A 19,327-nucleotide genomic window follows, 5' to 3' on the forward strand; every position below is an offset into this window, starting at 1 on the left:
GGCGTACGGTTTAGGTGAACAAAGCGTTGAGAATCGGGTACAATCCGCGCCATTAGAGCTTTTATCGAGAGACAATTATGGCAAACACCGCAGCGGCCCTGCACATTTTGGTGAAACATAAAGAGCAGGCCGAAGACATCATTAAGCAGCTTAAAAAGGGCGCAAAATTTCAAACCTTGGCAAAAAAATACTCAACCTGTCCATCAGGTAAGCGTGGCGGTGATTTAGGTGAGTTTCGCCGAGGCCAGATGGTCCCTCAGTTCGATAAAGTCTGCTTCTCAGGTGAGACCTTAGTTCCGCATCTGGTCAAAACCAAGTTTGGCTGGCACGTAGTTAAAGTGTTGTACCGCACTTAAAATGGACTCTCCTTCGAGACCTGGTCAGTTTTTTGTGTCATCACTAATAGGTAGGTATCTAAGATATCTACCTATTTTTTTACACAATATTCATTACTGCAATGAGTGCTGTGCGAAGTAAGCCGCAACATCTTTCAAGTCTTGATCGTCCAAACGCGATAATTGTGCGGCCATCATTTCTGCAAGTGGCCCTTCACGTTCTCCCGCTTGATAGGCTTTCATTGACTGATACAAGTAAAGGGCGTTTTGGCCCTTGAGGTTAGGGTAGGCTGGGTTAGTAGCGATGCCATCAGTACCGTGGCAGAACATGCAACTTGGTGACTTAATTTTACCCAGTTGAGGATCACCAAAGGTCGAATCTGCATGGCCTGTAAAAGGGAATAGAACGAGTAACGCTAGTAGGCTTCGGGTCATTGTTATTCTCATTTAACCGCAATAGCCATAGGATAAAGCTTCCCCTAAGGGGAAGCTCAAGTGTGAGGAGCCGAAATTACTTGCTATGGTCCGCAAGTTTATTTAAAAGCAGATCGATATCATCTCGGGTGATATCTTTATGCGTGACAAAGCGAATAGGGTTGCCGGGCGAAATAACAATATCATTTTGCTTAAGACGTTCAGCCACTTGATGAATGTCGATGTGGTTATCGAGTTTCGCAAATACGATGTTGGTTTGAACCAGATCTGGATTGACATTAAATCCATCAATCTTTTGCAAGCCGATAGCAAGGTGCTTGGCATTCTCGTGGTCTAGCTTGAGCTGCTCAACCTGTTCGGTTAACGCCAATTTACCTGCCGCGGCAAGAATGCCCGCTTGACGCATACCACCACCGACCATTTTACGTAAGCGACGAGCCTTAGCGATCAACGCCTTATTGCCTAGCAGCAACGAACCGATTGGGGCTGCAAGACCTTTGGATAAACACACTGTCATTGAGTCGAAGTGTTGTGCAATCTCTTTTACATCTACATTGAGGGCGACAGCGGCGTTGTAAACTCTGGCACCATCGAGGTGCAGTGACAATCCATGCTGGTCGACAAATTTACGTGCGTCAGCAAGGTAGCTTAACGGGAGAACCTTGCCATTAATGGTGTTTTCTAAGCTGAGTAGCTTGGTGCGGGCAAAATGACAGTCATCGGGTTTGATCGCGGCTTTTAGCTTAGCAAAGTCCAAGGTACCATCAGGGTTGTTTTCTACCGGTTGAGGCTGGATTGACCCTAATACCGCGGCGCCTCCCGCTTCGTATTTATAGTTGTGTGCCTGTTGACCACATAAGTACTCATCGCCGCGTTCACAATGGGCCATTAGCCCGAGTAGGTTGGCTTGTGTACCTGATGTGGTGAACAAGGCGGCTTCAAACCCGTGTCGCTCCGCGGCCCATTGTTCGAGTTCATTGACGGTCGGGTCGTCGCCGTACACGTCGTCACCTACACTCGCATTTGCCATAGCGTGACGCATCGCAGGTGTCGGTTGTGTGACTGTATCTGAACGAAAATCCATATGTATTTTTCTCCTAAAGGTAACCGCACAGTTTGGCCTTGCTTAAGCAGGCGATGGTTTTGGCGTCAGTGATGTCGCCGTTGATGATCATTTGCTCAAGCTCTGGCACGGTGTAGGTCTGCACCTCGATCACTTCATCGTCATCACAGCTGTAGCGTTGGGTGCGTGTTAGCTGCTTAGCAACAAACAGGTGTTGTATCTCGTCACAAAAGCCGGCCATGGGCGTCACTTGACCAAGTGGGATAAGTTGTTCTGCACTGTAGCCGGTTTCTTCCTCTAGCTCACGTAACGCGCAGGTTGCAATGGGCTCATCCCTCTCAAGTGTGCCTGCGGGCAACTCAATCAGCCACTTTTTTAATGAGGGACGAAACTGATTGACCACAATGATTCGACCATGGGCGTCGATCGGTAGTATGACGGCCGCGCCGGGGTGAGAGATTGTGGTGTGCTGGATGGTATGACCATTTGGCAGAGCGACGGGCTCTTCAATCAGCGCGATACGTTTCCATTGATGGAGAGTGTGTTTGCAGGTGTTCATGATTGTTTTTGTTGTCCTTGCTCTAGCCGAGCTTAACCATAACGTCTCAATCGCAAGAGATAAAGTCCAATTACGAATCAAACAAACACAGGTTTGCAGTGATTGTTGATAGGGCTCTCAAAAGTGGAAACAAAGGTTTCAACGAGTTATCGAAAAACCGCTTCTGCTATAAAGGCTAACCAGCCTCAAAAAAATTGCACTTGTAACAAAGTAATAACAAATGTATAAAATCATAAGAACAACTAAGTTTAATAGTGTTAGGAGAGCACAGTTATGATGAGCACTAATCGAGTCTCTCACTCGCAAAAAGCCCTGCTCTCTGAACGTATCAATAAGCTTGCTAAAGCCCTGTCAGACGGGGTCTATGAGCGAGAAGAGACCATCAAACTTTGTTTACTGGCTGCGCTCGCCGGTGAAAGTGTCTTTCTGTTAGGGCCTCCGGGGATAGCCAAGAGTTTGATAGCGAAACGATTGATTCAAGCTTTTGATAATTCGTCGTACTTCGAGTATCTAATGACACGTTTCTCGACGCCAGAGGAAGTGTTCGGTCCGTTGAGTATTCAAGAGCTAAAAGACAATGGCCGATATGTGCGCTTGACTGACGGGTACCTACCCAATGCGCAAGTGGTCTTTCTCGACGAAATTTGGAAGGCAGGGCCTGCAATTCTAAATACCTTACTGACTGTAGTGAACGAAAAAACCTTCAAAAACGGCAGTGAAATCCAACGTGTACCAATGCGGTTGTTGGTCTCGGCTTCGAACGAATTGCCTGACGAAGACAGCGGCCTAGAAGCGCTCTACGACCGAATGCTGGTACGAGTCTTTGTCAATCGTATTCAAAACAAGCAGAATTTTAAATCCATGCTTACGGTAGGAACGCCACAAGAAGCTGAGATTCCCGAAGGCCTAGCCATTACCGACCAAGAGTATCATCAGTGGCAATCCGAACTTGAGCAGCTAGCACTCACCGATGATGTGTTTGAAAAACTGTTTGAGCTGAAAAGCTTACTAGAAAGCGCGGCGACCAACGCAACGGGTGTCGATGTTGCAGAAACCGACATGTATGTGTCGGATCGCCGTTGGAAGAAAGCAGTCAAACTGCTTAAGGCCAGTGCTTACTTTAGTGGTCGTGATGCGATCAACCCGCTTGATTTACTGCTGCTACAAGATTGTTTATGGAACAGCCCGGAATCACGCGATGTGGTGCGAAGTGTTATTCGTGACTTTGCTCTGCACTACGCCTTTGACCAACAAGAGGTAGAACAACAGATCTCGTTGTGTCGTGAAGAACTGACCGATATTCAAGAAGAGCTAGAGTCTGAATTTGGCATCATGGTGTCAATGGAATCGACAACAGGTCTGCTCAAGAAACAAGTCCACAGCTACGATATCTCTGATGCAAAACCTTGTCAGGTAGGGAGCACCTTTGATCTTGTTAAGCTGGTTCTGTTGCAAAGCAATATGTCTGTTTCTGAGTCAGAGAAGGGAGACAGTCGCTGGGTTTATGTGCCTAAGAGTGACCTAGAACGCGTGATTAAAGAAGGTCAGGGGGATGTATATGGCTACGTTAACCAAAATACCAACTTATGTCGCTTGCGCTTTGAGCTCGACGGTGCGAGTAACCTAGTGATCAAGGATATTGCCAATCGCGCGGTGCTGGTGGCGCTAGTGACTAAGAGCGGTTTGGACGAATCGCTATACCAAGAATGGTTTAAAAAGAGTGAGCAAGCACTCGCTCAACTCGAGCATGCGGAGCATCATTTGCGTAAAGTTCGTTCTCAGTTCCATGGTGCACTGCCACACAACTTTATCGACCAAGAGCTACCTCGGATGATGGAAGCCAGTTTACAACAGCTTCAACAAGTGCTCGAAACCACCAAAGTAGAGTGTGAACGCACGGTTTTCCGCTTCAAGAACTTAAACGAGTTTTTCTCATAAGGACTGTCGTATGTTAGGAGCCGATGCACTCAACCTTGCCCTTGCGATAGCTGATTCAGGAATGATCGACAGCGCTGTCAACGACTTAATGGCCAGATCACAGGTCATGGTGATGGCCGAAAATCGTGGTGTAAAGTCATCGGTTAAAAACCATCTATTGAAATGGCGAGGTAATGTTAAAAAGCGTATCACTAAGGTGTGTGAGACTGCTCGTTTTCAAGAAGAGTTGGCGCTTTACCAAGAGGTCATTTATTGGGATGAGGATCAGTTCTTTGAGCGTATTCCTGAAGTGGTCAAAAAGCTTGAATGGCACTCTGCTTTCTACTTACCAGCAAGAAAACTGCTAGATAAAAACAAAGGGTTAAATAACCCTATGTTTCCTCATTACTTTTGTGATCAGTGGTATCAAAGTTTATCCGATGCCCTGCGTCAAGCACAGTTGACTGAGCTTGAAGCCAATAAAGAAAAGGTACTGAAAGATCTTTACCAACGTATGGAAACCATGAAGAACATGGACAAAGTTGCCGAAGAGGGCGATGAGAACAGCGTGGGTAAACTGTGGGACATGGCCTCAGCCAAACTAAGTCGAAATGACCTGAGTGTCATGAAGCGTCATGCGGAGTTTTTGAAAAAGAATAAGGGATTGCAGGAGATTGCCGAGCAGTTGGGCCGTATGGCGGGCCAAGTCGACGATCCTGAGCTGAATCGAACACCTGCCGAAGAGTTGCAGATGGTGGAAGAAAAGTCTGATGAGGCGACGGACGATATTGTCGGCGTTCATGAGAGTGATGATCTTAATAAGCTGCTGCCTAACGAAACGATGTTTTTGGCCTATCCAGAGCTAGAAGTGTTGTTTTATAAACACTTGGTTGATAAGCGTTTGATGAATTATCGCGTGCAAGGTAAGTCACGCACACTGCGTAAAATCCGTGCTCAGCAGCCAGACAATCAACAGGTTGATGTCGAAAAAGGGCCGTTCATTGTTTGCGTCGACGCGTCGGGGTCGATGAGTGGTTTTCCTGAACAGAGTGCCAAAGCCATGGCCTTTGCACTGATGCAGGTTGCCCTTGCTGAAGATAGAGACTGCTATGTGATTTTGTTTTCCACCGAGCAGATCACGTATGAGCTTACCAGACAAGATGGTTTGCGCGAAGCAAGTGACTTTTTAAGTTATAGCTTCCATGGCGGAACCGACCTAGAACCGGTGCTGTTAAAGTCGATTGATTTGATGAGTGATGGTAAGTATAAAAACGCGGATATGGTGGTGATTTCAGACTTTATTGCGCCCAAGCAATCTCCGGAGCTTGCGGCGAAAGTGGCTGAGCTCAAAAAAGCAAAGAACCGCTTCCATGCCATCAGTTTATCTAGGTTTGGTAACCCAGATCTGATGACAATGTTTGATCATAGCTGGGCCTATCATCCGAATTTAGTCGGGCGTTTGATGAAAAAATGGTAATACAAAAGGAGCTCAAATGAGCTCCTTTTGCTTATATGGCCCAACAGGTTTCGCTCGATGGGCTTGCATTTGGTGTTTGCGCAATTACCTAATGAAAGTAATGCATGTCAGCGTGGGAAGCATTTATGCCAACGGAGCTTTGGACAAGCATTGTCTGCAGAGACAAGACTTTTCAGAGCTTAGTTGGCGAGTGTCACGCTGTTCCACGTCAAAACACCAACAGGTCTGCTTACCTTGGCTAAGGTCGCATTGCGCAGGTGCTTGGCAGGAAGGGCATTGATGAGTGGCTTGTTTTCTTTCGATGTGAGCGATGATGGTGTCGCGTTGTTGATCACTAAAATGACGCCATTGGCTGATTTCATTCATCGTACGATGGCATCCGCTACAGATCCCATCGTTATTTTTACAAGCTGCAATACATGGTGTATTCAATGTCTTTGCCTAACCAAAAGTGAATGCGTGAACTATACCCATTTTGGAAATGAACATCAAAGCGACTAACGTTTGAATGATGGCGGCTGATAGTGAAGAGATTGGTCACGTTTAAGAAAGATGTTACTTGCGATTAAACTTCCGCCACACACTAAGCCCAGCGCAACCCAACCCGTGATTGAAGGTGACTCGGAGAAGACCGGAATCGCCAGAAGAGTGGCGATAGCCGGGGTAGCGGCGCCAAAGGCTGCAGTGCGTTCTGCGCCTAGTATTGAAATGGCGTGAAGGTAGGTGAACGCGGCAATTAGGCCCGCGCCAACCCCTTGCAGCAGGATGTGAGTAGCGAGTTCCTGCCATGGCCATTGCTCTATCGAATGCTGAACGATAAAGCTATCAATATGTCCTGTGCTAATGAACAGCATCAAACAGAGCGTAGAGAGCAGAGAAACCAGCCCTGCCGCGGCGAGTGGGTTGAGGTTGGATACTCGTGCGCAAATCGTGAACATTGCCCACATCGCACTACCGATAAGGAACAACAAATGACCTTGCAGTAATCCATTTTGGGCATTGGCCACGCTGTGCGACAGAAAGGTGGCGATCCCCGCCACCACCAACACCAGGCCGAATACTCTATGAGAACTTAATGGCTGCTTAAACAGCACGACAGCGATGGCCGATACGAATAGCGGTAAGGTGCCGGGGACTAATGCACTGCCGTCGGAAACAGGGGCATATTGCATGCCTGTGCCCGCCACGAGCAAGTAAGGTAGACCACTACCCACAAACAGGCCCAATAAGTAGTGCTTTGGGATCAAAACGATTTGATGACGCGCTTTATAGACGATTGGCAACAACACTAGGCATGGCACGACAAATCGTGCTAACGCAATGTCTCCCGTGAGTAGCTCTGAATGCGCTCCGCTGCGTAACGAGAGGAAAAAACCTGACCAAAGTAAAAGAGTGGTCACCATCGCCAAATAACCTGAAGCCATAATATCTATCCGTGATCGAAATTAAGTTGTTAACATTATGCGGCGAAATGAGAGCGCTTATCTGGCAATATTGAGCGACAAAGCTTGAATGTTTGATGGTTTATAGCGCTAAAGTGATTAAGTATGATGGAAAAGAGCGTAGAGATGGATAGGATTGATAAACATATCTTAAGGTTACTACAGCAAGATGCGCGACAAGCGACGGCTGACATTGCAGATAAGGTGGGGCTCTCTCCCTCCCCCTGCGCGAGACGGATAAAACGCCTTGAAGAGGCTGGCATCATTGCGAGTTACCGAGCTTTCTTAAACAAAGCTAAGGTCGGTGTCGGGATGACGGTCTTTGTCGAGGTCAGTTTAAGTAACCACCAAGCGACAAGTATTGATGACTTTGAGTATGCCATTCAGGAAATGGACGAAATCATCAGTTGCCACGTCGTGTCCGGGGCTTATGACTACTTACTCGAAGTGGTGAGTAAAGACCTTGCGGGTTATGAAGCCTTTACCCGTAAGCTGCAGCGCTTAGAGAACGTCAAGGACATTCACACTCACCTTGCGATCCGCCAAGTTAAAGGCGGAAGTGAGCTGCCGATATTTACAGCCTCTTAGAGGTATCAATTACTCTCTGTTTTGTATCAGGCTCAGACGTCTCGGATATCGATATTGCTGAGCATACCTGATCTCTTCCGGATTGCTTAGCGTGATACAGCGCTTGGTCAGCGCGTTTCAGCCACTGCTTAGTGCTTTCATGTGTTACTGATTCAGCGATACCACTACTAATAGTGAGTGGGAAAGGATGATGGTCTTGTAACTGTCGCACTGCGCGGGTAATGGCTTGCATGCTTTGGTAACTGGTCGAAAGGTTTTTACCTTGAAACAGCAGTAAAAACTCGTCACCACCTAGTCGAAAAAGTAGCTCCGATGGTTCAGTGTGTTGATCGATGATCTCAACAACCTCAACCAAGGCTCTATCCCCTTTATCATGACCATAGGTATCATTGACATGTTTAAAGTTATCAACGTCAATAATTGCCACTGTGGAACAATGAAACATGTCTCGCGCTGTGACCAATGAATCTTGCAACTGATGTCGATTGTAAGCGCCAGTCATGGCATCTGTTACAAGGAGTCGTCGAAGCTCAACTTGTAGGTCGCGCACCGAACGCACGACTATATGTACAATCATAGCTGTGATGATCAATGCCACAACGTAACGAACTGAGATTTCAGAGCTTTGATGCATCAGAGCCGCAAAACCTGCGCCGGAGATCATCAGAAAATTGGCCAAGATGGCATCACGACGGGGTAAAAGAAACACCACACCAATAACGATGGGGAATAACCAGTAGGTGGCTAAAGTACCAAAGACTCTTATTGCCAGAACGACAGAAAAAATCAATAAAAGTAGAGGTGGATAAACGCCAAAGTAACGCTTTCGGTTGTAGACCATGGCCGACACCTCAAGTAACAGAGACGCTTCGAAAGCGAGCAGTGATACCGCGAGAAGATGCTGACCAATTAGGATATTTTTGATCCCGAGAGGAATGAAAACGGCAAGGGTGATGAGGGCGATCGCCTTTAAAACGCGTTTTTGTTGTTTTAAATCTAGGATCGCCCCGTCATCAAGCTCTGGTAAGGATTCATGCTTTCCCATTAAGCCCTCGTGCTCGCGTACATCTTTATTTTTATTCAGTAAACGTAAGCGTTAACGGGGATTAAAGCAAATACCATTACTTTTATTCGGGTTTTGTGATGCTACCAATTTCCAAAACGGGTGCTACGTCATAGTCTTCAGCATTCATCATTGACGAGAGACGCTGCACTGATGAAAGCAACAAAGATTGTTCCCACTCTTCTAGACGCTGAAACTTAGTGATAAAGCTTTGTTGGAGCGGTGTCGGGGCTTCGTTGAGTAAAGCATCCCCTTTCTCTGTCAAGTGGGCATGGACTTTGCGCTTGTCTTTGCTACTGCGAACACGTTGGACTAACCCGTTACGCTCGAGACGATCAAGAATGGTGGTCGCTGTTGCCTGACTCATATTGGTATGGCCAGACAGCTGACGAATGGTCACTTCACCCAACTCGCGAATTGAGCGCATTAATATCAGTTGAGGCCCAGTCAGACCTGACTCTTTGCTGAGTTTTTTTGAGTGTAAATCGATCGCTCGAATGATTTGGCGAATCGAAATAAGGACTTCTTCGTGTTTTTCCAATTCAGATCCTTAATTAGTGTCTTGTTTATAGGGATGAGAACCACGCAAAATACATGAATCGGACACCGAAAAAAAGCCTCATTTATCACAAATAGCCATCTCGGTTTCCGCATGGTGTCATATTATGCGCCCCATGTTTAGTGCACTAAAATTTTTAACTCGTAAAATATCACGGTACTGGTTGAATATTGTTCTTTCGATACTATTTTTAGTGAAAGACTGTTTAAAAAATAGGGCATTACTGGAATTTAATGATAATTTGAGTAGAATAATGAGAGGTGTATCAGATTGTGGTTTCAAAATTATCATTTTAACTCTAATGATTTCTTCATCGGCAATCTGTTGTGCATTTGAAACTAGAAGTAGTGAGGAATAATGACTAAAGGCATAGACAAGTACAGTATCGACAGTACCGATTACACGGTCGGTCAAGATAATGTACAGAAATGGGGTTTCGATGTGCACAATCCAGTTTTTGGCTGGAGTGCAGGTCTGATAGCAGCGTTTTTAATCGCTGTATTAGTAATGGACGCAGAGTCAGCGAAAGCGACTCTTGACGGCATCAAGTGGCAAATTATCGGCAGTTTTGACTGGTTATTTATCTGGTCTGGTAACATCTTTGTGATTTTCTGCTTGGCGTTGGTCGTGTCACCATTCGGTAAAATTCGCTTAGGTGGTTCAGATGCTACTGCGGATTTCTCCTACATCTCTTGGCTATCAATGTTGTTTGCTGCAGGTATGGGTATCGGCCTGATGTTCTGGAGTGTCGCAGAACCTGTCGCTTACTTTACCGGCTGGTATGAAACGCCACTTGGTGTGGAAGCTAACTCACCAGAGGCTGCTCGATTGGCGCTTGGTGCAACCATGTTCCACTGGGGACTTCATCCTTGGGCCATCTACGGCGTTGTCGCACTATCACTGGCTTTCTTCTGCTACAACAAAGGCTTGCCACTTTCCATCCGTTCAATCTTCTATCCTATTTTAGGCGATCGCGCTTGGGGTTGGGCTGGTCACATTGTAGATATTTTAGCTGTGCTAGCGACCTTGTTTGGTCTTGCAACGTCATTAGGTTTAGGTGCTCAGCAAGCGGCCAGTGGTATTCACCACGTATTTGGTATTGAGTCTGGCCTGACGCTGCAAGTTATCGTAATCACCGTAGTGACGCTACTCGCCGTGGTTTCAGTTGTTCGTGGCATTGACGGCGGTGTTAAGGTGATCAGTAACATCAACATGGTGATCGCCTTCCTTCTACTGATCCTTGTTGCCTTAATTGGCTACGCGATTGTGCTGGGCAACATTGGTACCACGGTAATGGCGTATGTTGAGAACTTGATTCCTCTCAGTAACCCTCACGGTCGTGAAGATGAAGCGTGGTTCCAGGGTTGGACAGTGTTCTACTGGGCTTGGTGGATTTCATGGTCACCATTTGTTGGCATGTTTATCGCTCGAGTATCAAAAGGCCGTACCGTGCGTGAGTTTATCACCGCTGTTCTATTAGTACCGACTGCAGTAACGGTTATTTGGATGTCAACGTTCGGTGGTTTGGCGATTGACCAAGTGATCAACAATGTTGGTGAGCTTGGCGGTCAAGGTCTGACAGATGTGTCGCTAGCAATGTTCCAGATGTTCGACGTATTGCCTTATGGTTCTGTGTTGTCAGTGATCGCTGTGGTGCTAGTATTGGTGTTCTTCATCACTTCATCTGACTCTGGCTCACTCGTGATTGATAGCATTACTGCTGGTGGTAAAGTTGATGCGCCAGTCGTTCAGCGTGTTTTCTGGGCATTTATGGAAGGTGCGATTGCGGTTGCACTGCTCTGGATTGGCGGATCTCAGGCGGTACAAGCCCTGCAAGCAGGCGCTATCTCTACCGCATTGCCGTTCACCTTTGTGTTATTGCTAATGTGTGTCAGCCTAATTATGGGTATGAGAACCGAACGTCAGTAACCGTTTATGTATAAAGTAAAAGGGACGCTAAAGCGTCCCTTTTTTGATCTCACAGCCTAGCGTTTTATCACGAGACTAGACCCATAGTTGACCAATCGGCATTTTAGGATCGTAATGATAGGCGATTTGTGCTTGCAGTAGTTCAGCGGTAGCCACGGCATCCGTTAATGCGTGATGAGGAGTATACAGCGGCAAGCCGTAGCGAGTTCGGCTCGCGCCTAAACGAACGGATTCCGGTTTACGCCCGCGGATTTTATTGACGATACCACCATTGAGTTTTTGTTGAACCTGAGACTCAATCTGCATGGTATCAACGACAGGAAACTCGATACCTTCATTGATTCGCGCTAGAAGGGCATTGGCAAAAAACTCACGTTCAATGCGTTGGTAGTGCACCACCATAATTCGGCCAGCCATTTGCGTGAGCACATCTTGGTAAACACCCGCTAAATCGGGTGCATCAAGTACATCACTATGAGTAATACCATGAATAATCACAGACTCCTCAGCCAACTGTCTACGTGGTTTTACCGTCCAATGTTTAGCTTGGTTAATGAAAATACGATTGAGGGTAAAAGGGACGGTACCAATAGTAATGATGTCGTCCTGCATTGAGTCGAGACCGGTAGTCTCGAAGTCCATGGCGAGAAACGTGACTTCATCTAGCGGAGTATTGGGTGGTGGCATCCCCGCGACATAATAGTCGCGCAGGGCTGGATCGATGACGACCTCGAGCTTACGACTAAACTTTTTCGACCAGTCGATAGAGGGGGGTGACATGATTTTACTGAACATGCTCACCTCACTTCATCTTGTTGCTAGCGGAATAGCGGAACTTAAGGAAGTTCTGCGCATTGCTGAGTATCTGAAAAGCATCTTTTAGGTTGCGTCTTTCAAACTCAGAAAGATGTTCAGGCTCAATATTGTTATCCGGCTCAATTTCATTTTGCACATCGTAGGCTTGGTGACGAATCCGGACCATGGAGATAAACTCAAGCGCATCGCTGAGGTCACGAGCTTTGCCTTTCGGTAGAATACCCGCCTCATGAATGTCATCAAGACGTTCGAACGAGTTTTTAGAGCGCGAGCCAACAGCTAAAGCATGCACACGTATTAGATCGGCCAATGGAGCCGTGCCCCGACGCTTGAGGTTAATTGAGTTTTTATGTTGGCCATCTTTTTCCATCACAAAATCTTTAAAAAAGCCAAGTGGCGGAGTTCGGTTCATTGCGTTACGCGCCAGACAAGCCAAGAAGCGATTGTTTTTACGCGCGCGGCGCACGATGAATCCGTTGAGTTGTTCTGCCCATTTTAATCGTCCGTAGACACCGTCAAGATCAAAGAAAATCGACGCATTTAACAAGGCTTTCGGGTTTGGATCGTCTATCCAGTCTGAAAAGCACTCTTCCCACTCAGTGCGGGTCATGCGCCAATCTGGGTTGGTGGCCATAATATCTCCAGTGCAGTAGCTATAGCCGCACTTATCTAAGCCGTCACACACCCTTTTCGCTAACTCGGCAAAATAACTGTCGTGCTCTTGTTTGACGAAGGTATTGTCGAGAATGATCGCATTATCCTGATCCGTCACCAGTAACTGCTCATCGCGTCCCATTGAGCCAAGCGCAACAAAACAGTAGGGCACAGGAGGCTCACCGAGTTCCTCTTCAGCCAGTTCAATGATTCGCTGTTTAAAACTTCGACCGATCACAGACATCGCACTCCCGACCATATGTGAGTTAGCGTCTTCATTCACTAATCGGACAAAGCTGTCTTTGACTTGCTCTGAGAGTGCAGCCAACTCGTCGATAGATTGTTGCTGGAAGATACTACTTACCAGCAGTAGGGAGTTCTGCGATTCGTATCGAACGATGTCGGTCGCTTCTATGATGCCAATTGGCTTTTTATCTTTGAGTACCGGTAAGTGGTGGACGTTATAACGCAGCATGGTCAACATCGCTTCGTAGACATAGGCGTTATAGTCGAGTGAAATTACCTCTGTCGTCATTACGCTGGCGACCTCGTCGCTTGGGTCTAGCCCCTTTGCCAGCACTCGAGTACATAGGTCGCGGTCGGTGATGATTCCCACTAGTGGATTGTTGTCTTCTTCGTTATCTTGTGCGATTTCTGGGTCGATGATTAACAGTGAAGAGACATTTTCATCGGCCATTTTAATGGCTGCATTCTGAATAGATTCGGTTTTGTGGACAAAAGGCGCTTCACCACTTAATAAGGTGCGCAGTTTAGACGTAGTTAAGTCGTTTTGTTCGCTGGTATTAGAGACTGTGTTACGCAAGCGCGCCGTATCCTCAACCTCGACAAAATCAGCGAACGACTCGTGATTTTCGTACAGCTCTTGGAACACACTTTCAGGGATACAGTAAAGCAGACTATCTTTAATCGCCTTGGCTGGAAAACGGACTTTGTTGCGCGTCAATAAGCCCATTTGACCAAACAGCGAGCCTTCGTCGAGACGATTGTAGAGCTCGCCTTTACGGCGGTAAATTTCAATCACACCGCTTCGCACCACGTAGAGGTCATGGATTTCGTCACCGAAGTGAATGATGGGGGTATCTTCTCGATAATAAGAGATTTCGACATTCTGAGTGATGTAGTTCAGCACATCGTCTTCGAGCTCATCAAAAGGAGGGTGTTGCGAAAGGAAGTTCTTAATTTCCAGTAACTCTGCTTCCATGAAACGTCCGATTTTTTGGGGAAACTGTGACTTAATGTTACCTCATCTGAGGGGTAACTTCATGTTTGCAGGGCGCATTCGTTGTAAAACTGGCGACCAAGTCAGTCGCCAGTTGAGTGTGAGTGGCTTTAACTCAGGCCAATAATTTCGCCGTCATCGTCAATATCGAGATGCATAAATGCCGGTTTTTCTGGCAAGCCAGGCATCGTCATCACGTTGCCACACAGCGCGTAAACAAAGCCAGCACCGGCGCACAAACGTAATTCTCTTACCGGGACGTCGAACCCTTGCGGTGCGCCTTTCATCTCAGCATCAGTGGAAATCGACATCGGCGTTTTCGCTAAACATACCGCGAGGTCATCAAATCCATGGCGCTTTAGATCGGCAAGCTGCTGCTTGGCCTGGTCGCTAAAGCTGAGGCTCGCCGCTCCATAACCACTTTCTGCGACCGCCATCAGTTTAGCTTCTGTCGGTTGCTGGAACTGATAAAGAGGCTTGAATTGGGTGGGTTGCTGACACTGCTCAATGACTTTGGCCGCGAGTTCTACTGTGCCTTCACCGCCTTGGCTAAAGCCTTCGCTGATTGCGACTTGAACGCGATTTGGTAAGGCTTCAATCAGCGCTTTTAATCGCTCAAGTTCATGTTCGCTGTCTTGAGGGAAGCGGTTGATCGCGACGACCGCGGGTACCCCATATTTATTGACGTTATTAATATGCCATTTGAGGTTTTCAAATCCGGCTTCAAGTGCCTGTGAATCGTCAGAAAACAGCGAGTCGGGTAAGGCGGCACCTGGTTTGAGAAGATAATGTCCTGAGTTAGCTTTTAGGCCGCGCAAAGTTGCAACAATGACGGCACAATCGGGTTTTTTCCCCGACACTTGCGCCTTAATATTACACGCTTTTTCAAAGCCCATATCCGAGCCAAAACCCCCTTCAGTCACCGTGTAGTCGCACAGTTTGGTTGCGATGTTATCGGCAATAATCGAAGAGTTGCCGTGAGCAATATTGGCAAACGGTCCCGCGTGGATCAAGGTGGGTACACCTTCGAGCGTTTGCATTAAGGTTGGCTCAATCGCTTCTTTCATGCTGACGGTCATTGCTCCCGCCACTTGAAGATCTTCGGTGGTAACTGGGTGGCCCTCTAAGTCGTAGGCCACTACAATACGCCCGATCCGGCGTCGCAGGTCGGCTAGGTCCGTCGCCAGAGCTAAAATTGCCATCAATTCTGATGCGGCCGAAATATCGAAGCCGTCCCGACGCTCAAAGCCATTTATGGTTTTTCCGGCTACATTCTGACCAACCGTGACCATGCGCAGCGCCCGGTCATTATGGTCCATGACACGCTTCCAGACCACTCGGTCAGGATCGATACGCAGTGCTTTCATTCCACTGCGCTGTTCGAAGTCTTGATAGCCGAATCGCTGTTCGTGATAAATCCGTGCATCGATAGCAGCGGCGGCTAAGTTGTGAGCCGCGGTCACGGCATGTATATCACCAGTCAGATGAAGATTGAGTTCTTCCATCGGCGCAACTTGTGAGTAACCACCGCCTGCCGCGCCTCCCTTAACGCCAAAAATTGGTCCCATTGAGGGTTGGCGGATACAGGCCATCACAGAGCGATTTAGTTTAGCTAAGCCTTGAGAGAGGCCAATCGTGGTAACGGTTTTCCCTTCGCCCAGTGGTGTTGGAGTAATCGCGGTGACTAAGACTAGTTTTCCATCTGGTTTGTTTTTTAGCCGTTCGATAGCGTTGAGCGAGACTTTCGCTTTGTAGTTGCCTTGGCTGTGAAACTCTTCGTCTCTTAACCCCGCTTGGTGAGCGATGTGACCGATGGGTTGCAGTTTTGTCTTGCGACAAATTTCGATATCAGACAGCATAAAACCCTTAAAATAGACATGCAAAAAGTAAGGTAATCGTTTGCGTGCCAATAATAGCGTTAAAAAGTGCTTTGTAAAACCCTATTTTAGGATGTATCGCACTGTAACTTAAGTGTGGTTTTACGGCCTTGATCAGGGTCATAAAGAAAAAGGGCCTACCCGAAGGTAGGCCAAAATCCCTAATAAACCCTGTGGAGCAAGGGGGAGGGGGAGGGAGAACAAACTGCCTTTTTAGGCAGCAATGCAGGTGCTTGGTTTGATTTGAACGAGTCGGCTGATATTGATATCGCCTACGTTTTCGACTGACTCAAAGCGAGAAATCAGTAACGACGAGATTTCGCGCTTGCTAAGTTCATTGCTTAGCAATGGCACAACGATTGAGGCCGGATCTGAACCATTTTGACTGATATCGAGGAACGTTGGCTCAACACCACGCAAAATACTCATGCGTGCCAGCAGTCTTTCATCATTGCTGAGTGCCCAGATCACCACTTTGCTTTGACAACGCGACATTAACACCGGTGTTTCGCCGCTTTGTGTGTATACGGCGACGCCTAAACTCTGCTCTGAGCGAGCGGCTGAGAGCATAGATGAAACGGCGAAGCTTTTACTGCTGTCACTGCATAGTTGTTGGATTTGCTCCCAGCAGTCAGTCGAGCATACGCTTTCTGCTTCGACACCTTGAGCGATTCGACTCATCGCTTTGACGGCTTCAACAGGGTATCGACCCATCGCAGATTCCGCTGATAGCATAATGGCATCTGTGCCATCGATAATCGCGTTGGCGACATCCATCACTTCTGCGCGTGTCGGCAGTGGATTTTCAATCATCGACTCCATCATTTGCGTGGCTGTGATCACGGGTTTACCCAAGTGTTTAGCACGAGAAATCAAAGCTTTTTGTACCGCAGGTAGGCGAGCGTCACCTATTTCAACGCCCAGATCACCGCGAGCGACCATAATGATATCTGACGCAGCAATCACTTTATCCATTGACGCTTGTTCGGCGACAATCTCGGCACGTTCCACTTTAGCGACGATCTGAGCGGTGCAGCCTGCCTGCCTGGCAATGGAGCGTGCGTAATGCAGATCATCTTCGTTACGAGGGAAAGAGACGGCAAGAAAGTCAGCATCAATGACGGCGGCGGTGACAATGTCTTGCTTATCTTTGTCGGTCAATGCTGGGGCAGAGAGTCCACCACCAAGGAGGTTGATTCCTTTGCGATTGGAGAGTGTGCCGCTATTTATTGCTCGAGTCGTCACTTTCTGACCGAGTTTGTCGACCTCTAAAATTTCGAGTTGAATGCGTCCGTCGTCGAGCAACAAGATATTTCCTGGATCCAGGTCTTGGATCAGTTGTGGGTAGTCCAGCCCGACAGCGTGTTGGTTACCTGACTGTTCATCGAGTAGACCATCTAGGTAAAAAATATCATCTTGGCTTAGCTCGATAGAGCCATGTTCAAAGCCTGATATTCGGATCTTTGGTCCTTGTAAGTCGACCAAAATGCCCACATGTTTTCCGAGTTGTTTTGCGATAGTGCGTACTTTAAGTGCGGTTGCGACGTGGTCTTCTTGTTTCCCGTGGGAGAAGTTTAATCTGACCACGTTTACTCCAGCGAGAATCATTTCTGCTAGTGTTTCTGAATCTTGACTCGCAGGGCCAAGAGTCGCGACAATTTTAGTTTGGTTCATAATCTTACCTATAACGACACAAAGAAAATGGGGGGAGAAAGGAAATGAGGAGCCAGGCTTGACTCCTCAAACAGTGTCATTAGTTTGCAGTGCTTGGTTTTAGCTCACCTTGCTCTGCGTCGATATCAACGACTTTCTTCGCGTTCCATACTGTTAGAGCAAGAAGTAGAGATACCACACCCGCCGCTAGCCAGAAGTACTGTGCTTGAGAGAAGTCGTACTTAGTTACGCCATCAACTTCAGTGATTTTGATAAGCGAAGCTGAAACAACTTCCTGAGCAGATGCCGCCATGTAAGAGAACAGACCGATGAAGCCTTTCACCGCACCTACTGCGTTCTTAGGCATTAGGTCACAAGCCGTTAGACCCGCTAGGAATACAACTAGACCACCAATTGCGAAACCGATTAGACCTAGAGCAACAGCGTCAATTACACGGTTGTCTGGACCGAAGAACATCAGACACATACCAGCGATGTTTGCGATACCGTAAAGTAGTGTTGGGATGTGACGGTTAGCGTTAAACACTTTGTCAGAGATGATGCCTGATAGAATCGCGCCCGCTAGACCCGCGATTGGGTAAGTAGACATTGCGAAACCAGCGTCAATCAATGAGTAACCTTTCGCTTCTTGCAGGTAAAGTACCGCCCAAGAAGACATCGCGTAGCGAGATACGTACATCGCAGCACATGCAGCAGCAATTAGCCAAACTGTAGGTTGCTTAAGGATGAACATTTGCGCACGGCGCGTTTCTTTTGGATCGTTCTTTTTCTTGATTTCAGGTTCTTCGTCAAATGCCGTTGCTGCATCTGGTAGACCGTAAGTTTGTGGACGGTCTTTAAGGATGAAGAACATACATAGTGCTGCGATAACTGCCGCAATACCTGCACCGATGAAGCCCGCTTGCCAACCTAGGTAGCTCACTAGAGTCGCAGTTAGGATCCAAGTGATACCTTCACCGATGTTACGAGAACCACCCCAGATAGAGTAACGGCTACCACGTTGTTTTGGTGAGAACCACTGGAATAGAGATACACAAGAAGGCGCAGAACCAACAGATTGGAACCAACCGTTCAGACCCCAAAGAAGAATGAAAAAGAACGCTGTTGTGTTAAGACCCATGAAAATCGCTGTTGCACCCGAAAGTAGCAGCGAGAACGACATAAAGCGGCCGATGTTGGCATAGTCAGAAAGGAAGCCGTTTGAGAATTTACCAATTGCGTAAGTGAAGAAGAACGCAGAACCCATGATACCCAGTTCTTCGATGCTTACGATGCCAGCGTCGAGCATTGGTTTTTTAACCACACCTAAGCTCATACGAACTACGTAGAAAACGGCGTAACCGAATACTAAACCTAAGAAAACCTGCCATTGATAACTTTTGAAGCGCGCTTGCATCGCGCTCTTGTTACTGTCGGACAACGGCTGGTCCGGACGTGTTTTAAAGAAATTAAACATAATGTTTACTCCAAATAAGTGACGATAATGTATGTGTCGGGAGCATCATGGACAGTTGGATGTCGGTGTTCAAAATGGCCTTTTTGAGACAGAAGTGACTCAATTGAAGCTAACACGCGGGTTAAAAATGGCACTTTTAGCCGCGCTAATGAGCAATAAATTGATAAAATTGTATCTAACGGGGCACAAGTATTGCGTCAGCTTTGACCCAAGTTGAATCAGGGCTTTTTTTGCGCTTATTCG

The 19,327-nt window shown here is 47.2% G+C and carries 17 protein-coding genes; 5 read left to right on the forward strand and 12 right to left on the reverse strand.

All coding sequences use genetic code 11. From position 1 onward, the window contains the following. The first annotated feature begins 77 nt into the window (after positions 1-77). On the forward strand, positions 78-356 hold the full coding sequence (ppiC, locus tag FCU94_RS18965) for a peptidylprolyl isomerase PpiC (RefSeq protein WP_038177557.1): 279 nt from the start codon (positions 78-80) through the stop codon (positions 354-356). A gap of 93 nt (positions 357-449) precedes the next feature. On the opposite strand, the gene FCU94_RS18970 is transcribed toward ppiC, so the two are convergent. From FCU94_RS18970 to FCU94_RS18980, 3 genes are all read right to left on the reverse strand, one after another. Then, complete coding sequence (locus FCU94_RS18970; RefSeq protein WP_176290019.1) at positions 450-770, reverse strand: c-type cytochrome; 321 nt, start codon at positions 768-770, stop codon at positions 450-452. Positions 771-846: 76 nt separating this feature from the next. After that, positions 847-1,854 carry a low-specificity L-threonine aldolase gene (gene ltaE / locus FCU94_RS18975; RefSeq protein WP_176290020.1) on the reverse strand — a complete coding sequence of 336 codons (1,008 nt, stop codon included), beginning with the start codon at positions 1,852-1,854 and terminating at the stop codon, positions 847-849. Between the two features lie 13 nt (positions 1,855-1,867). Next, positions 1,868-2,392, reverse strand: a complete 525-nt coding sequence (locus tag FCU94_RS18980; protein WP_176290021.1) for an NUDIX hydrolase — start codon at positions 2,390-2,392, stop codon at positions 1,868-1,870. A gap of 273 nt (positions 2,393-2,665) precedes the next feature. Between FCU94_RS18980 and FCU94_RS18985 the strand changes: the two genes are divergently transcribed. Then, positions 2,666-4,330 (forward strand): ATPase RavA domain-containing protein, encoded by a 1,665-nt coding sequence (locus FCU94_RS18985; RefSeq protein WP_176290022.1) that lies wholly within the window; start codon positions 2,666-2,668, stop codon positions 4,328-4,330. 10 nt (positions 4,331-4,340) lie between these two features. Continuing rightward, a complete protein-coding gene (gene viaA / locus FCU94_RS18990) occupies positions 4,341-5,786 on the forward strand; it encodes an ATPase RavA stimulator ViaA (protein WP_176290023.1) in 1,446 nt (481 codons plus the stop codon). Between the two features lie 123 nt (positions 5,787-5,909). Here the strand turns inward: viaA and FCU94_RS18995 are convergent, their stop codons facing one another. Beyond that, positions 5,910-6,218 (reverse strand): cysteine-rich CWC family protein, encoded by a 309-nt coding sequence (locus FCU94_RS18995; RefSeq protein WP_176290024.1) that lies wholly within the window; start codon positions 6,216-6,218, stop codon positions 5,910-5,912. Positions 6,219-6,283: 65 nt separating this feature from the next. Further along, entirely contained in the window at positions 6,284-7,210 is a 927-nt protein-coding gene (locus FCU94_RS19000) for a DMT family transporter (RefSeq protein WP_176290025.1), read from the reverse strand. Between the two features lie 144 nt (positions 7,211-7,354). On the opposite strand from FCU94_RS19000, the gene FCU94_RS19005 reads away from it, so the two are divergent. After that, entirely contained in the window at positions 7,355-7,816 is a 462-nt protein-coding gene (locus FCU94_RS19005) for an Lrp/AsnC family transcriptional regulator (RefSeq protein WP_176290101.1), read from the forward strand. Here the strand turns inward: FCU94_RS19005 and FCU94_RS19010 are convergent. Together FCU94_RS19010 and FCU94_RS19015 are read right to left on the reverse strand one after the other, a co-directional pair. Then, complete coding sequence (locus tag FCU94_RS19010) at positions 7,803-8,861, reverse strand: GGDEF domain-containing protein (RefSeq protein WP_176290026.1); 1,059 nt, start codon at positions 8,859-8,861, stop codon at positions 7,803-7,805. The two genes, FCU94_RS19005 and FCU94_RS19010, sit on opposite strands and share 14 nt — an antisense overlap. 82 nt (positions 8,862-8,943) lie before the next feature. Next, complete coding sequence (locus FCU94_RS19015; RefSeq protein ID WP_176290027.1) at positions 8,944-9,420, reverse strand: MarR family winged helix-turn-helix transcriptional regulator; 477 nt, start codon at positions 9,418-9,420, stop codon at positions 8,944-8,946. Positions 9,421-9,795: 375 nt separating this feature from the next. On the opposite strand from FCU94_RS19015, the gene FCU94_RS19020 reads away from it, so the two are divergent. Then, positions 9,796-11,367 carry a BCCT family transporter gene (locus FCU94_RS19020; protein WP_176290028.1) on the forward strand — a complete coding sequence of 524 codons (1,572 nt, stop codon included), beginning with the start codon at positions 9,796-9,798 and terminating at the stop codon, positions 11,365-11,367. A 75-nt stretch (positions 11,368-11,442) separates the two neighbouring features. On the opposite strand, the gene FCU94_RS19025 is transcribed toward FCU94_RS19020, so the two are convergent. The 5 genes from FCU94_RS19025 to FCU94_RS19045 all read right to left on the reverse strand — a co-directional run bounded on the left by FCU94_RS19025 (position 11,443) and on the right by FCU94_RS19045 (position 19,084). Then, entirely contained in the window at positions 11,443-12,162 is a 720-nt protein-coding gene (locus tag FCU94_RS19025) for a 3'-5' exonuclease (RefSeq protein ID WP_176290029.1), read from the reverse strand. A gap of 7 nt (positions 12,163-12,169) precedes the next feature. After that, the gene (locus tag FCU94_RS19030; protein ID WP_176290030.1) at positions 12,170-14,059 is read right to left on the reverse strand and encodes a DUF294 nucleotidyltransferase-like domain-containing protein; all 1,890 of its coding nucleotides are present in this window, start codon (positions 14,057-14,059) and stop codon (positions 12,170-12,172) included. Positions 14,060-14,187: 128 nt separating this feature from the next. Next, a complete protein-coding gene (locus FCU94_RS19035) occupies positions 14,188-15,936 on the reverse strand; it encodes a formate--tetrahydrofolate ligase (protein ID WP_176290031.1) in 1,749 nt (582 codons plus the stop codon). Between the two features lie 231 nt (positions 15,937-16,167). Next, a complete protein-coding gene (pyk, locus tag FCU94_RS19040; RefSeq protein WP_176290032.1) occupies positions 16,168-17,628 on the reverse strand; it encodes a pyruvate kinase in 1,461 nt (486 codons plus the stop codon). Between the two features lie 79 nt (positions 17,629-17,707). Continuing rightward, entirely contained in the window at positions 17,708-19,084 is a 1,377-nt protein-coding gene (locus FCU94_RS19045; RefSeq protein ID WP_176290033.1) for an MFS transporter, read from the reverse strand. Positions 19,085-19,327 lie beyond the last annotated feature (243 nt).

Source organism: Vibrio sp. JPW-9-11-11 (assembly GCF_013369335.1).
Taxonomy (GTDB): domain Bacteria; phylum Pseudomonadota; class Gammaproteobacteria; order Enterobacterales; family Vibrionaceae; genus Vibrio.

Coding starts and splice junctions, on each gene's coding strand:
- FCU94_RS19005 (WP_176290101.1), top strand. CDS start 7,355: ATGGATAGGATTGATAAACATATCTTAAGGTTACTACAGCAAGATGCG.
- FCU94_RS19000 (WP_176290025.1), bottom strand. CDS start 7,210: ATGGCTTCAGGTTATTTGGCGATGGTGACCACTCTTTTACTTTGGTCA.
- FCU94_RS19045 (WP_176290033.1), bottom strand. CDS start 19,084: ATGTTTAATTTCTTTAAAACACGTCCGGACCAGCCGTTGTCCGACAGT.
- FCU94_RS19020 (WP_176290028.1), top strand. CDS start 9,796: ATGACTAAAGGCATAGACAAGTACAGTATCGACAGTACCGATTACACG.
- FCU94_RS19035 (WP_176290031.1), bottom strand. CDS start 15,936: ATGCTGTCTGATATCGAAATTTGTCGCAAGACAAAACTGCAACCCATC.
- ltaE (WP_176290020.1), bottom strand. CDS start 1,854: ATGGATTTTCGTTCAGATACAGTCACACAACCGACACCTGCGATGCGT.
- FCU94_RS18985 (WP_176290022.1), top strand. CDS start 2,666: ATGATGAGCACTAATCGAGTCTCTCACTCGCAAAAAGCCCTGCTCTCT.
- FCU94_RS18980 (WP_176290021.1), bottom strand. CDS start 2,392: ATGAACACCTGCAAACACACTCTCCATCAATGGAAACGTATCGCGCTG.
- FCU94_RS19010 (WP_176290026.1), bottom strand. CDS start 8,861: ATGGGAAAGCATGAATCCTTACCAGAGCTTGATGACGGGGCGATCCTA.
- pyk (WP_176290032.1), bottom strand. CDS start 17,628: ATGAACCAAACTAAAATTGTCGCGACTCTTGGCCCTGCGAGTCAAGAT.
- viaA (WP_176290023.1), top strand. CDS start 4,341: ATGTTAGGAGCCGATGCACTCAACCTTGCCCTTGCGATAGCTGATTCA.
- FCU94_RS18970 (WP_176290019.1), bottom strand. CDS start 770: ATGACCCGAAGCCTACTAGCGTTACTCGTTCTATTCCCTTTTACAGGC.
- FCU94_RS19025 (WP_176290029.1), bottom strand. CDS start 12,162: ATGTTCAGTAAAATCATGTCACCCCCCTCTATCGACTGGTCGAAAAAG.
- ppiC (WP_038177557.1), top strand. CDS start 78: ATGGCAAACACCGCAGCGGCCCTGCACATTTTGGTGAAACATAAAGAG.
- FCU94_RS19030 (WP_176290030.1), bottom strand. CDS start 14,059: ATGGAAGCAGAGTTACTGGAAATTAAGAACTTCCTTTCGCAACACCCT.